10 protein-coding genes are annotated in these 14,564 nt (G+C 68.1%); 5 read left to right on the top strand and 5 right to left on the bottom strand.

Annotated elements, in window-relative coordinates:
- Positions 1-27: 27 nt before the first annotated feature.
- On the bottom strand, positions 28-1,284 hold the full coding sequence (locus ST3T6A_RS0117000; protein WP_019834157.1) for a dicarboxylate/amino acid:cation symporter: 1,257 nt from the start codon (positions 1,282-1,284) through the stop codon (positions 28-30).
- A 125-nt stretch (positions 1,285-1,409) separates the two neighbouring features.
- Between ST3T6A_RS0117000 and ST3T6A_RS20975 the strand changes: the two genes are divergently transcribed.
- From ST3T6A_RS20975 to infC, 4 genes are all read left to right on the top strand, one after another.
- The gene (locus ST3T6A_RS20975; protein WP_019834156.1) at positions 1,410-2,711 is read left to right on the top strand and encodes a hypothetical protein; all 1,302 of its coding nucleotides are present in this window, start codon (positions 1,410-1,412) and stop codon (positions 2,709-2,711) included.
- 84 nt (positions 2,712-2,795) lie between these two features.
- Entirely contained in the window at positions 2,796-4,796 is a 2,001-nt protein-coding gene (thrS, locus tag ST3T6A_RS0116990) for a threonine--tRNA ligase (protein WP_019834155.1), read from the top strand.
- Positions 4,793-5,125 carry a YnfA family protein gene (locus ST3T6A_RS0116985; RefSeq protein WP_019834154.1) on the top strand — a complete coding sequence of 111 codons (333 nt, stop codon included), beginning with the start codon at positions 4,793-4,795 and terminating at the stop codon, positions 5,123-5,125. Before thrS ends, ST3T6A_RS0116985 begins: the two co-directional genes overlap by 4 nt.
- Before the next feature lie 82 nt (positions 5,126-5,207).
- Positions 5,208-5,747 carry a translation initiation factor IF-3 gene (infC, locus tag ST3T6A_RS0116980; RefSeq protein ID WP_019834153.1) on the top strand — a complete coding sequence of 180 codons (540 nt, stop codon included), beginning with the start codon at positions 5,208-5,210 and terminating at the stop codon, positions 5,745-5,747.
- 39 nt (positions 5,748-5,786) lie between these two features.
- Here the strand turns inward: infC and ST3T6A_RS0116975 are convergent, their stop codons facing one another.
- Genes ST3T6A_RS0116975 through mutS form a run of 4 tightly spaced genes read right to left on the bottom strand, consistent with a single transcriptional unit; the run spans position 5,787 to position 12,202 of the window.
- The gene (locus ST3T6A_RS0116975) at positions 5,787-6,425 is read right to left on the bottom strand and encodes a Pr6Pr family membrane protein (protein ID WP_019834152.1); all 639 of its coding nucleotides are present in this window, start codon (positions 6,423-6,425) and stop codon (positions 5,787-5,789) included.
- Entirely contained in the window at positions 6,422-6,775 is a 354-nt protein-coding gene (locus tag ST3T6A_RS0116970) for a VOC family protein (protein WP_019834151.1), read from the bottom strand. Before ST3T6A_RS0116970 ends, ST3T6A_RS0116975 begins: the two co-directional genes overlap by 4 nt.
- Before the next feature lie 22 nt (positions 6,776-6,797).
- Positions 6,798-9,554, bottom strand: coding sequence for a [protein-PII] uridylyltransferase (locus ST3T6A_RS0116965; RefSeq protein ID WP_019834150.1), 2,757 nt, complete (start codon positions 9,552-9,554; stop codon positions 6,798-6,800).
- A 44-nt stretch (positions 9,555-9,598) separates the two neighbouring features.
- Positions 9,599-12,202: a DNA mismatch repair protein MutS gene (gene mutS, locus ST3T6A_RS0116960; protein ID WP_019834149.1), complete on the bottom strand. Its 2,604-nt coding sequence runs from the start codon at positions 12,200-12,202 to the stop codon at positions 9,599-9,601.
- A 106-nt stretch (positions 12,203-12,308) separates the two neighbouring features.
- On the opposite strand from mutS, the gene ST3T6A_RS0116955 reads away from it, so the two are divergent.
- Complete coding sequence (locus ST3T6A_RS0116955) at positions 12,309-14,564, top strand: NADP-dependent malic enzyme (protein ID WP_019834148.1); 2,256 nt, start codon at positions 12,309-12,311, stop codon at positions 14,562-14,564.

The following is a 14,564-nucleotide window of genomic DNA, read 5'->3' as shown; positions in this document are numbered from 1 at the left end:
GGCGCACCGCTTCCGACCGTCATTATCCTATGCTTGCGTGTCGAGGTCCAGCCGCTCCCTCGGAGGAGTGAGCGCGCCCTCCCATTTGGCAACCACGGCGGTGGCCACCGCATTGCCGATCACGTTGGTGCCCGAACGGCCCATGTCGAGGAACTGGTCGACCGCCAGCACGAGCAGCAGCCCGGCCTCGGGGATGTGGAAATGCCCCATCACGGCGGCGATCACGACGAGGCTGGCGCGCGGCACGCCGGCCATGCCCTTCGACGTCACCATCAGGATCAGCACCATCAGGATCTGCTGCCCGATCGAGATGTCGATGCCATAGGCCTGCGCGATGAACAGGGTCGCGAAGGTCATGTAGATCATCGAGCCGTCGAGGTTGAACGAATAGCCCAAGGGCAGCACGAAGCTGGCGATGCGGCGGGGCACGCCGAAGACTTCCAGGGCCTCCAAGAGGCGCGGATAGGCCGCTTCCGACGAGGCGGTGGAGAAGGCGAGCAGGGTCGGCTCGCGGATCAGCCGCACGAGCGAACGCGCGCGTCCGCCCAGCATCACGAAACCCGCGCCGATCAGCACCGCCCACAGCACGCCAAGCGTCAGGTAGAAGCTGCCGACGAAGCGCCCGAAGGTGAGCAGGATGCCGGCACCGTTGATCGCCACCGCATGGGCGATGGCGGCGAACACCGCGATCGGCGCGACGCGCATCACATAGTCGGTGATCTTCAGCATCACCGCGACCAGCGCCTCGATGCCGGCGACCAGCGGCTTGCCCTTCTCGCCGACCGCCACCAGCGCCACGCCCATGAACACCGAGAAGACGACGATCGGCAGGATGTCGTTGTTGGCCATCGCCTCGGTGATCGAGGCGGGGACGATGTGGACGAAGAAATCGTGGAGGTTGAAGCCCTTGGCATCGAGCCCCATGCCCTCGCCGGTCGGCGGAAGGGCAAGGCCGGTATGCGCGCCCGGCTGGAGCAGGTTGACCATGATGAGGCCGAGCGTCAGCGAGACGAGGGTTGCGCCGAGGAACCAGCCGAGCGTGCGCGCCCCGATCCGCCCGAGCGCGGACGTATCCCCCATATGGGCGATGCCGACCACCAGCGTGGAGAAGACCAGCGGCGCGATGATCATCTTGATCAGTCGCAGGAACAGGTCGGTCGGGATGGTGAGATAGCCCGCCCACAGGCTCAGCGCCGGCTCGGCAACGGCCGCATGCATCGCCAGTCCGGCGACGATGCCCAGAACCATGCCGATCAGAATATAGAGGGTCAGGCGTTGCGCCACGGATGCTCCCCGAAATGATAGAGCCGGCACAAGAGGCGAGCAGGCGCCCGCGGTCAACCCATGCTAGAGTGTGCGGTGAAGCGTTATCATCGTGGGTTCAGGTGACAGATCGTTACGGAGGGTCGATGAAGCATCTCGTCTCCCTTGCCCTGCTATTGGCCGCCATGCCGCTCCGCGCGGCCGCGCCGGACGACAGCGTCACCCGTATCAATGCGATGCCCGCGCGTGACGGCTGGTTCGTCTGCGATGCGGTGAGTGGCCCTTATGCGCTGTTCGCCGGAAAGCCGGACGCCAGGGGAGCGAGCATCATCACCTTGCTCGATCGGCGCTCCGGCAAGTTCGACACCCAGAGCTATCAGGTGGGCCCGCCCGATCCGGGGGCGGGGCAGATCCATTGGCCGCTGTCGCGGGGCGCGCAGGTCGTCGGCGACGTGCATGGCGTCAATCCCGAGATGATCGACGGCGGCGACGCGACCGTGCCGCCGATCGTCGAGGTAAAGCTCGACGACAAGCAGCTCTCCTGCCGCTGGCTGGCGCATACGCGTTTCATCGGCGTCGATTCGCGCCGCAGCGTGGTGGTGACCGAGACGACGCAGGGGCTCGTCTACCAGAGCTTCGATTTCCTCAAGCGCGGGCCGGTGACGCGCCCAGACGGCGTGCAGCAGAGCAACAAGCCGACGCTGCGCCTGCTCGGCGGATCGGAGATCGTCGGCGCGCGGGGCGGCTTCCGCTTCGCCAATGCCGATTTCGTCTATTTCGTCCAGCGCCCCCGCAGGACCGAGCCGGCCGCCATCCTCGTCACCCAGCGCGGCAGGCTGGCGCACACCGAGCGGCTGGTGGGCTTCACTTATGCCCCGCCGATCGGCCGCGCGCCCGAGAAGCTGAGCGCCGCGCTCGATGCCGGCGCCGTCTGGTCCGGCGAGGGGCTGGAGGCCTGCCGCGCCAGGTCGGAAGGGATCGGCGAATGCCTGATCGAGCAGATGCGCAAGGGCGGCGCGTCGCTGGGTTCGATCGCCTTCAGCCAGAAGCTCGTGGCGGCGGGGGACCCCGGCTATGTATCCGCCTGGAAGCAGGTGGGGCCGATCGGTGTCGCCACGGTCACCTATCCCTTTCGCGCCAACACCAACATGGCGACCGTCCTCGTCCCCGCCGCCGGCGATCCGATCCTCGCCGACGCTTATGAGCTGACCGCCGAGGACAAGGCGCGCGCCGACTATCGCGCCGCGCAGGCCGAGCATCCGGATGCCTTCCCGGTCCCGCCGGGCGACGTGTCGTTCGGCAAGACGCCTTCCGGCAACCTGCGTGTGCTGCTGACCACGCCCACCGCCGTCTGCCACGCCTGCGCGCCGGCGGGATCGATCGTCGTCGGCTTTGATTTCGACGCCGCGGGACATTATCTCGGAGCGGGAGTCATCGCCGTCGCCTGATCGGTGACGGGGCGACTTGCCTCCATCATGACCACGCGGGTAAGCGACATCGGTCGTTTCCCTATCTCATCGAGAGTCTTTTCCATGTCCGCGATGCTCAAGATCACGCTGCCCGACGGTTCCGTCCGTGAGGTGGCTCCGGGGACTACCCCGGCGGACATCGCGGCGGCGATCGGGCCGGGCCTCGCCAAGGCAGCGATCGCGGCCAAGGTCGACGGGGAACTCCGCGACATCACGCGCCCGCTGGAGGTCGATGCGCAGCTCGCGCTGGTGACGGCGAAGGACGAGGCCGACGCGCTCGAACTCGCCCGGCACGACTATGCGCACCTTCTGGCGGAGGCAGTGCAGAGCCTGTTCCCCGGCACGCAGATCACGTTCGGCCCCGCGACGGACGACGGCTTCTATTACGACTTCGCGCCCAAGGATCGCCCCTTCACCGAGGAGGATCTGCCGGCGATCGAGGCCGAGATGCGCAAGCTGATCGCCGCCGACAAGCCGCTGAAGCGCGAAGTCTGGACGCGCGAGGCGCTGATCGCGCGCTGGACGGCTGAGGGCGAGACCTTCAAGGCCGAGTGGGCCGCCGAGCTTCCCGAGAATGAGGAGCTGACGGTCTATTGGTCCGGCGGCGACTGGCTCGACATGTGCCGTGGCCCGCACCTCGCCTCGACCGGCAAGCTCGACCCGCAGGCGTTCAAGCTGACGCGCGTGTCGGGCGCGTACTGGCGCGGCGACCAGAAGAACGCGATGCTCTCGCGCATCTATGGCACGGGCTGGCTCAACAAGAAGCAGCTCGACCAGCACCTCACGCGCCTCGAGGAGGCCGCCAAGCGCGACCACCGCAAGATCGGGCAGGAGATGGACCTGTTCCACCTCCAGTCCGAGGCGCAGGGCTCGGTGTTCTGGCATCCCAACGGCTTCGTCCTGTGGCGCCAGCTCGAGGCTTATATGCGCCGCCGTCTCGACGGCGCGGGCTATGTCGAGGTGAAGACCCCGCAGCTCATGGACGCGCGCCAGTGGGAGCAGTCGGGCCACTGGGGCAAGTATCGCGAGAACATGTTCGTCGTGCCCGACGAGATCCCCAACACCGACGAGGACGGCCCCGTCCTCTCCGGCAAGGGCGACCTGATGGCGCTCAAGCCGATGAACTGCCCGGCGCACGTCCTGATCTTCCGTCAGGGCATCAAGTCCTATCGCGACCTGCCGATCCGCATGGCCGAGTTCGGCTGCTGCCATCGCAACGAGCCGCACGGCGCGCTGCACGGCATCATGCGCGTCCGCCAGTTCACGCAGGATGACGCGCATATCTTCGTGCGCGAGGACCAGCTCGTCGCCGAGATCAGCCAGTTCTGCGACCTGCTCGACAGCGTCTACAAGGACCTGGGCTTCGACAATTACGCCATCAAGCTGGCGCTGCGCCCCGACAAGCGCTTCGGCTCGGAAGAGATGTGGGACAAGGCCGAGCAGACGCTGCGCGACGCCGTCGCCGCCTCGGGCCGCGCGACCGAAGAGTTCGGCTGGGAGGAACTGCCGGGCGAGGGCGCCTTCTACGCGCCCAAGCTCGAATTCCACCTGACCGACGCGATCGGCCGCACCTGGCAGGTCGGCACGATTCAGGCGGACACGGTGCTGCCCGAGCGTCTCGACGCGTCCTATGTCGGCGAGGACGGCAACCGTCATCGCCCGGTGATGCTCCACCGCGCCATCCTCGGCACGTTCGAGCGCTTCATCGGCATCCTGATCGAGCATCATGCCGGCCGCTTCCCGCTCTGGCTGGCGCCGGTGCAGGCGGTGGTGGCGACGATCGTGTCGGACGCCGATGGCTATGCGGAGGAAGTGGCCGCCACGCTGCGCGCGGCCGGCATCCGAGTCGAGACCGACCTGCGCAACGAGAAGATCAACTACAAGGTGCGCGAGCATTCGCTGGCGAAGGTTCCGTACCTGCTGGTCCTCGGCAAGCGCGAGGCGGAGGAGCGCACCGTGGCGCTGCGTCCGCTCGGCGCCGACGCCAAGCAGGAGGTGATCGGCCTCGACGCGCTGGTCGAGCGTCTGAAGCGGGAAGCGCTGGCGCCCGACCTCGCGCGGTGACCGGCCTCGCGCCGACGCTCGCGGTCTATCTGGCGGCGGCCCTCGCGGAGATCGGGGGCTGCTTCGCCTTCTGGTCGTGGATGCGGTCCGGCGCGAGCGTCTGGTGGCTGGCGCCGGGAATCGCCTCGCTCTGCCTGTTCGGCTGGCTCCTCACGCTGGCCGAGCCTTCGGCGGCTGGGCGGGCCTATGCGGCCTATGGCGGCATCTATGTGTTGTGCGCCGTGGCGTGGATGGTTCTGGTCGAACGGGTGCCAGTAACGCGCGCGGATGTGGCGGGTGTGCTACTATGCCTTACAGGATGTGTGGTGATCCTTGTCGGGCGGCGTTGAGTACGGCTTCCGTTCTGCCTCATGAATCACTATATCGCCGACGTTCAGGCGACAAACAGGAGAAGCCGCTATACGACCGCCGATGATGCGCCGCCCGCTGGGCGCGCCCCCGATGCCTCTGAATGGCCCCCGCTTTGATGAATTCATCAACGTGCCCAAGGTGCGCGTGATCGATGAGGCGGGCGAGAATCTGGGCGTGATGTACACGCGCGAGGCGATCGAGCAGGCGCATGAGATGGGCCTCAATCTGGTCGAGGTTTCTCCCAACGCCGATCCGCCCGTGTGCAAGTTCCTCGATGTGGGCAAGCACAAGTACGAGGCGCAGAAGAAGGCCAACCTCGCCCGCAAGAGCCAGAAGACGCAGGAGATCAAGGAGATCAAGATGCGTCCGAACATCGACGATCACGATTATCAGACCAAGATGAAGAAGATCGTCGAGTTCATCGAGGAAGGCGACAAGGTCAAGTGCACGCTCCGCTTCCGTGGGCGTGAGCTGGCGCATGGCCAGCTCGGCATGCAGGTGCTCCAGCGCGTGCAGGCCGACGTGGCGGAGATCGCCAAGGTCGAGCAGTTCCCGCGCATGGAAGGCCGTCAGATGCTGATGGTCATCGCGCCGAAGTAAGCCTGATGTCCGGGGTCCGGGGCATATGCCGGACCCCGCTCAGCCCCGTGCCCGGCGGGCTATGTGGGTGGCGAGCTTCTCGTCCATCCAGCGGAAGGCGAGACCCAGGCCCGCAAAGAACAGCGCCATCAGCGCCATGTTCACGGCTACGCGCGCCGCACCCAGCTTCGCCACGTTGAGGAACGGGTAGGGATACCAGCCCGTCGCCACCCCGTGCGCGATCGTCCAGCCGCCATAGGCGAGCGGATAGATCAGCCAGCGCCAGTGCGCCGTCCGCCCGATCCCGCCATGCGGGTGGAACAGCACCCATCCGCCCAGCCACAGCGCCGGCACGAGCTGGTGCACCAGCAGATTGCCCCACCAGCCGAGCGGCGTCAGCGGATGCAGCCCGGCCAGCAGGAGCTGGAAGATCACCGCCACCACGGTGATGTAGACTGACACGGCCGTCCGCGTCGTCGGCCGCCGTGCCCAGCGGTGGAGCGCGCCCGTCCGCTGCGCGAGGCCGACGCTCGCCACCATCACCAGCGCATTGGTGAGGATGGTGAAGAAGCTCAGATAGATCAGCGTCCGTTCCGCGAGCTGCCCCGGATGGCCGCTGATCGTCACCTTGTACTCGATGCCGAGCCCGGCCAGCGCCAGCGCCGCCGTCACGGCGTGCCAGAGCCGGGGAAAGCTCACGCCTCGGGTTCCCATAGCTCGATCGCCAGACCCTCCGGGTCGTGGATGCGGGCGAAGCGGCCGACGCCCGGCATGTCCCATTCAGGCCGCCGCTCGACCTCGATTCCGGCGGCGGTGAGTCCGGCGGCGAGATCGTCCAGCCCCTCGACCCGCAGGTTGAGCATCCATTGCCGGTCGGCCGGGAAATAGTCGGTGTCGGCGGAGAAGGGGGCGAAGACGGTGGGGCCGGCCTGTTGCGACCAGACCGACATCCCGCCCGCGTCGATGCCGAGATGCGTCTTGTACCATGCGGCGAGTCCCTCTGGATCGCGCGCGCGGAAAAAGAGTCCGCCGATTCCGGTCACGCCCATATCTGCCCCCTTTTTTCGTCGTTCAGGCTACCTCGTTCAGAACCTCGCCGGCCGCCGCCGCCAGCAGGCGCCGCTCGAGCGCCTTCAGCCGCTGCGTGCCCGACAATTTGTCGCCGGTCAGATCGGTCAGGTAGAAAGTGTCGACCGCGCGCTCGCCATAGGTGGCGACGTGGCTCGAATGGATCGTCACCTTCGACTGGAACAGCGCATAGGCCAGCGCATGGAGCAGCGCCGGCCGGTCGCGCGCGTTGACCTCGATCACGGTGAAGCGGTTGGAGGCCTTGTTGTCGATCAGCACCACCGGCTCGATGTCGAAGGCGTCGGCGCGGATGCGGGGCAGCGGCTTGGCGGCCAGCCGGTCGGCCAGCCGGGTGCGGTTGGCGAGCGCATCCTCGATCGCGGCGCGCAGGCGGACCAGCCGCTCGGGATCGTCGAAGGGGCGGCCGAACGGGTCCTGCACGAGGAAATTGTCGATCGCCATGCCGTCGCGCGTCGTGTGGATGCGCGCATCGATGATGTTGCCGCCCGCCACATGGATGGCGCCGGCGATGCGGTAGAACAGGCCCGGATGGTCCGAGGCGTAGACCGCCACAAGAGTCGCCTCGCGCGCGGCGTCGGCGGTGGTGGTGATCGAGAGGGCCTCCCGCGCGTCATCGGCGGCGGCGATGGCGCGGGCGTTGGCCTCGAGGATGTCGGGCGCCTCGGCCACCCAGTAGCTGTCCGGCATCCGCGCGGCGAAGGCGGTGAAGCGAGCCTCGTCCCAGCCGAGCGCGGTGCGGGTCTGCGCCTGCTTGCCCTCGATCCGCTCGCGCCGGCCTTTCTGCTTGTGGCCGAGGCGGATCACCTCTTCGGCCGCCTCGTAGAGATCGCCGAGGAGCTGGCGCTTCCAGCCGTTCCACACGCCCGGCCCGACGGCGCGGATATCGACGATGGTGAGCAGCAGGAGAAGCCGCAGCCGCTCCGGCGACTGCACCTGCTCGGCGAAATCGAGGATGGTCTTGAAGTCGGAAAGGTCGCGCTTGAAAGCGGTGGCCGACATCAGCAGATGCTTGGCGACCAGCCACGCCACCATCTCCGTCTCGGCGGGGGTGAGGCCGAGACGCGGCCCGAGCTTCATCGCCACCTCGGCGCCGAGCACCGAATGGTCGCCGCTTCGCCCCTTGGCGATGTCGTGGAACAGCACCGCGACATAGAGCACGCGCCGCGCGACGATCTGGTGGATGAGCTCGGTTGCGATCGGATGGTCGGCGATCAGCTCGCCTTTCTCGATGCGGTTCAAGAGCTCGATCGCGTGGATGGTGTGTTCGTCCACCGTGAAATGGTGGTACATGTCGAACTGCATCTGCGCCACGACGCGGCCGAAATCGGGCATGAAACGGCCGAACACGCCCGCCTCGTTCATCCAGCGCAGCACCATGCCGGGGGTGCGGGGGCTGGTCAGCACCTCCATGAACAGCGCGTTGGCGCGCGGATCGTCGCGCACACCATCGGCCATTTTCGCGTCGCGCGAGGCCTGGCGCATGGTGAGCGGGTGGATCTCCAGCCCGTGCCGGTCGGCCAGCGTGAAGAGTTCGAGCAGGCGCACCGGGTCTTCGGCGAAGAAGCCGTCCGACGGGGTGGCGAGCCGGCCGCGATCGATCACGAAGCCGTCGAGCTTGCGCGGGCGCCGGCGGCTGACGATCGCGGGCATGGCGAAGCGCCGGCCCCGGCGCGCCGAGGCCTCGTCGAGATGGGCGAGGAAGACGCCGGTGAGCGAGCCCACCATCTTCGCCGTCAGGAAATAATGCTGCATGAAGCGCTCGACCGCCGAGCGGCCGGGGCGGTCATTATAGCGCATCCGGTGGGCGACATCGCGCTGGAGGTCGAAGGTCAGCCGGTCCTCGGCGCGGCGCGCGAGGATGTGGAGATGGCAGCGCACCGCCCACAGGAAATTGTCCGCGCGCTGGAACTGCTTCAGCTCCTCGCGGGTGAGGAGCCCGGCATCGACCAGTTCGGGCACGGAGCGCACCTCGAACATATATTTGCCGATCCAGAAGAGCGTGTGGAGGTCGCGAAGCCCGCCCTTGCCCTCCTTGCAATTGGGCTCGACGACATAGCGGCTGTCGCCCATGCGGTGGTGCCGCTCGTCGCGCTCGGCGAGCTTCTCCGTGACGAAGGTGCGCGCCGTGCCCTGCATCACCTCCACCTCGAAGCGGCGCTTTGCCTCGTCGTAGAGCGCGGCATCGCCCCAGACGAAGCGGCCTTCGAGGAGGGCCGTGCGGATGGTGAGGTCGGCCTTCGACATCTTCACCATCTCGTCGAGCGAGCGGCTCGAATGGCCGACCTTCAGCCCCAGATCCCAGAGCAGATAGAGGATCGTCTCGATCACCTGCTCGGCCCAAGCGGTCTGCTTCCAGGGGGTGAGGAAGCCGATGTCGACGTCCGAATGGAGCGCCATCTCGGCGCGGCCATAGCCGCCCACCGCCATCAGCGTCAGCCGCTCGCCGGTCGTGCGGTTGCTGAACGGGAGGAGCCGCTCGGTGGCGAGATCGAAGGTGATGCGCAGGATCTGGTCGGTGAGGAAGGCGTAGCTCGCCGAAATCTCATGCCCCCGCGAGGGATGCTCGGAGAGGCGGCGCGCAATCTCCTCGCGCCCCTTGTTGAGCGCCTCGCGGAGCAGCAACGTCGCCTCGCGCTTCAACACCGCCGGATCGTCGGGCAGCGCCGCGATCGCGTCGGCGAGCTTACGGCGATCGACGATCGCGCGGCGGCTGGGCAGGCTTTCGAAGCGGGAGACCATGGCCCAAGATGTAGCGCGTTGGCGGGGGAGCGCCAGCCTCGCGTTCAGCCGGCGGCGAGGCCTTTCAGCCGATAGACCAGCTCCAGCGCCTCGCGGGGGGAGAGCGCGTCGGCATCGACGGCGGTGAGTGCCTCGCGCAGCGGATCGACGGCCTCCGCCTCGCGCTCGACGGCGGCGGCGAAAAGGGGAAGCTCGTCGAGCCCCGCCGCGATGCCGCCCGTCTTCTCGCGGCCCTTCTCCAGCCGGGCCAGCACGTCCTTGGCGCGCGCCAGCACCGGCTTGGGGAGCCCGGCGAGCCGCGCCACGGCGAGGCCGTAGCTTCGGTCCGCCGCGCCCTGCGCCAGCTCGTGGAGGAGGACGAGATCGCCCTTCCACTCCTTGGCGCGGACATGGTGGAGCGAGAGCGCGTCCAGCCGCTCGGCCAGCCGGGTCAGCTCATGATAGTGCGTGGCGAACAGGCAGCGGCAGCGGTTAGCCTCGTGCACCGCCTCCACCACCGCCCAGGCGATGGCGAGGCCGTCATAGGTCGAGGTGCCGCGCCCGACCTCGTCGAGGATGACGAAGGAGCGCTCGGTCGCCTGCGAGAGGATCGCGGCGGTCTCGATCATCTCGACCATGAAGGTCGAGCGGCCGCGCGCGAGATTGTCCGACGCGCCGACGCGGCTGAACAGGCGGTCGACCAGCCCGAGTTTGGCGATGTTCGCCGGCACATAGCTCCCGGCCTGCGCCAGCACCGCGATCAGCGCGTTCTGGCGCAGGAAGGTCGATTTGCCGCCCATGTTCGGCCCGGTGACGAGCCACAGCCGCGATGGCTCGGTGAGCGTGCAGTCATTGGCGACGAAGCGCTCGCCGGTCGCGGCGACGGCGGCCTCGACGACGGGGTGGCGGCCACCCTCCACCTCGAAACAGGCCTCTGGCACGACTTCGGGGCGACACCAGCCGCCCTCGATCGCACGCTCGGCCAGCGCTGCGGAAACGTCGAGCCGGGCGATGGCGTCGGCGGTAGCGGCGATGGGGTCGCGGTGCGAGAGGGCGAGGTCGATCAGCTCTTCGAGATGCGCCTGCTCGGCGGCGAGCGCGTGGGCGCCGGCCTGCGACACCTTGGTGGCGAGCTCGTGCAGCTCGGGCGCGTTGAAGCGGACGACGCCGGCCAGCGTCTGGCGGTGGGTGAAGCCGGACTCCGCCTTCATCAGCGGATCGGCGAACTTGGCGCCGACCTCGATATGATAGCCGAGCACGCCGTTATGGCGGATTTTCAGGCCCGAGATGCCGGTCTGCTCGCGATATTTCGCCTCCAGCGCGGCGATGGCGCGGCGGCCGTCGCCAGCGAGGCCGCGCAGATCGTCGAGCGCGGCGTCGAAGCCTTCCGCGATGAAGCCGCCGTCCGACGCATCGATCGGCGGCGTCTGGACGAGCGCGTGGGTGAGCTTGTCGACCAGCGCGCCATGGCCGCGCAAGCTCGGCAGGAGGGCCGTCAGGAGCGCGGGCGGGCCTTCGAGACGGTCGAGCAATTCGTGCAGGTCGCGCGCACCGGCGAGGCCGTCGCGGAGCTGGCCGAGATCGCGGGGTGAACCGCGTCCTGCCACGAGGCGGCCGAGCGCGCGGCCGATATCGGGCAGCGCGCGCAGCGATCCGCGCAGCCGGTCGCGCAGGCCCCCGTCCTCGACGAAGCGGCCGACCAGATTCAGCCGGGCCTCGATTCCGATGGCGTCATGAAGTGGGGCCGAGATGTCGGCGGCGAGCAGGCGGGCGCCGGCCCCGGTCACCGTGCGGTCGATGCTATCGAGCAGACTGCCCTTGCGCTCGCCGCCTTGCGTGCGCGTGAGTTCGAGGCTTTCGCGCGTCGCCGCGTCGATCGCCATATGGTCTTCGGCGGTGCGCGGGGCGGGGGGCTGGAGGAAGGTCGTGCCCCCCTGCGCGGCGCGGTCGAGATAGGCGAGGAGCCCGCCTGCCGCCGCCAGCGCCGGCCGGTCGAACGAGCCGAAGCCGTCGAGCGTCGCCACGCCGAAGCGGGCCTTCAGCAACCGCTCGCCCTCGGCGCTGGCGAAGGTGGAGCGCACCGTCGCGACGGCATCGTCTGGGCCGATTTCCGACCCTTCGGCCACCACCACCTCGGACGGCCCCAGCCGTGCCAGCTCGGCATCGAGGCCCGTCGCCGCGACCGAGGCCAGCTCGAAACGCCCCGTCGAGATATCCGCTGCCGCGAGCCCGATCCGCCCGCCCTGCTCGGCGAGCGCCACCAGCCAGTTGGCGCTGCGGCTGTCGAGCAGCGTCTCTTCGGTCAGCGTGCCGGCGGTCACGAGGCGGATGATCTTGCGCGCCACCAGCGCCTTCGAGCCGCGCGCCTTTTTCGCCTGCTCGGGCGTCTCGACCTGCTCGGCGACGGCGACGCGGTGCCCCGCCTTGATGAGCCGCGCCAGATAGGCGTCGGCGGCATGGATCGGCACGCCGCACATCGGCACGCCGTCGCCGCGCTGGGTGAGCGCGATGTCGAGGCAGGCCGCCGCGATCTTGGCATCCTCGAAGAACAGCTCGAAGAAGTCGCCCATGCGATAGAACAGCAGGCAATCCGGCGCTTCCGCCTTCAGCCCGTGATATTGCGCCATCATCGGCGTCTGCGCGCCGGCCTGCTGTGCTGCGGTTGCCATCGTCTGGCGTCGATATCGGCTTTCGTGAAAATGAGAAGACGCTTTGCCTTGTGGCGCGCGGTCCGATGCCGCATTGGGGCCAAAACGAACATCGGGAGAGACGTCCATGGCCGAGCGCCTACAGTTTTCCGAGCGCGAGGCGCTGCTGTTCCATTCGCAGGGGCGCCCCGGCAAGATCGAGATCGTCGCCACCAAGCCGATGGCCACCCAGCGCGATCTGGCGCTGGCTTACTCGCCGGGCGTCGCGGTTCCGGTGAAGGCGATCGCCGCCGATCCCGATACTGCTTACGACTATACCGCCAAGGGCAATCTGGTGGCCGTCATCTCGAACGGCACGGCGATCCTCGGCCTCGGCAATCTCGGCGCGCTGGCGTCCAAGCCGGTGATGGAAGGCAAGTCGGTGCTGTTCAAGCGCTTCGCCGACATCGACTCGATCGACCTCGAACTGGCGACCGAGGATGTCGACCGCATCATCAACGCGGTCGAGCTGATGGAGCCGAGCTTCGGCGGCATCAACCTCGAGGACATCAAGGCGCCCGAATGCTTCGTGATCGAGCAGACTTTGCGCGAGCGGATGAACATCCCGGTTTTCCATGACGACCAGCACGGCACCGCGATCATCTCGGCCGCCGGCCTCATCAACGCCGCGCATCTGACCGGGCGGCGGCTGGAGGACTTGAAGATCGTCGTCAACGGCGCGGGCGCGGCCTCGATCAGCTGCACCGAGCTGGCCAAGGCGCTGGGCGTGAAGCCGAACAACGTCATCCTCTGCGATTCCAAGGGCGTGATCTACAAGGGCCGCACCGAGGGCATGAACCAGTGGAAATCGGCCCACGCCGCCGAGACCACCGCGCGCACGCTCGACGAGGCGATCGAGGGCGCGGACGTGTTTTTCGGCCTGTCGGTCGCGGGCGCGCTCACCAAGGACATGGTGAGGAAGATGGCCAAGAAGCCGATCATCTTCGCCATGGCCAACCCGGACCCGGAAATCCTGCCCGAGGACGCGCTGGAGGCCGCCCCCGACGCGATCATCGCCACCGGCCGGTCGGACTATCCGAACCAGGTCAACAATGTGCTCGGCTTCCCCTTCATCTTCCGCGGCGCGCTCGATGTGCGGGCGACCACGATCAACGAGGAGATGAAGGTCGCGGCGGCCAAGGCGCTGGCCGATCTCGCGCGCCAGCAGGTGCCCGAGGAAGTGGCGGCGGCCTATGGCGTCGCGCACAGCTTCGGGCCGGACTACATCATCCCCGCGCCGTTCGATCCGCGCCTGATCGAGCTGGTGCCCTCTGCGGTTGCGCAGGCGGCGATGGACACCGGCGTCGCGCGCAAGCCGATCGCCGACATGGCCGCCTATCGCGAGCAGCTGAAGGCGCGGCTCAATCCGACGACCTCGGTGCTCACCTCGGTCTATGAGACGGCGCGCGCCAACCCCAAGCGCGTGCTGTTCGCGGAAGGCGAGGAGGAGGTGGTGCTGCGCGCTGCCATCGCCTTCCAGCAGGGCGGCTATGGCATCCCCGTGCTGATCGGCCATGACGATGTGCATGACCGGCTGAAGGCGCTGGGCGTCGACGATCCGTCGGGCTTCGAGCTGCACAACAGCCGTCGCGCGCCGTTCCGGGCCGAGATGGTCGACCGGCTCTACGAGAAGCTCCGCCGCAAGGGCTTCCTGCGCCGCGACGTGGAACGGATGGTCAACCGCGATCGCAACATCTTCGGCGCGCTGATGGTCGAGATGGGGCTGGCCGACGTGATGGTGACGGGCGTGACGCGCCACTTCCGCCAGACGCTCGACGAGGTGCGCCGCGTGATCGACTGCGCCGAAGGGCATCACCCCTTCGGCATCCATCTGCTGGTCGGCCGCAACCATTCGGTGTTCATCGCCGACACCACGGTGATCGAACGCCCCACCGCCGAGCAGCTCGCCGACATCGCCGAGCAGACCGCCGAGGTTGCCCGCCGCATGGGGCAGGAGCCGCGCGTGGCATTCCTCTCCTACTCGACCTTCGGCAATCCGACGGGCGACTGGCTGGGCAATATCCGCGAGGCGGTGGCCGTGCTCGACGGGCGCGGGGTGAGCTTCGAATATGAGGGCGAAATGGCGCCCGACATCGCGCTCAACCCGAAGATGAAGCAATATTACGAGTTCAGCCGCCTGTCCGGCCCGGCCAACATCCTGGTCATGCCGGGGCTCCAGTCGGCCAATCTCTCGGCCAAGCTGCTCAAGGAGCTGGGCGGCGATGCGATGATCGGGCCGATGCTCGTCAACATGGACAAGCCGGTGCAGATCGCCTCGATGACGTCGACCGCGTCGGAACTGGTGACGCTGGCGGTGCTCGCCGCCGCCGGGATCGCCCGCTAG

The organism is Sphingomonas sp. PR090111-T3T-6A, from assembly GCF_000383095.1.
Lineage (GTDB): Bacteria > Pseudomonadota > Alphaproteobacteria > Sphingomonadales > Sphingomonadaceae > Solisphingomonas.
This window is presented reverse-complemented; position numbering and strand designations above follow the sequence as displayed.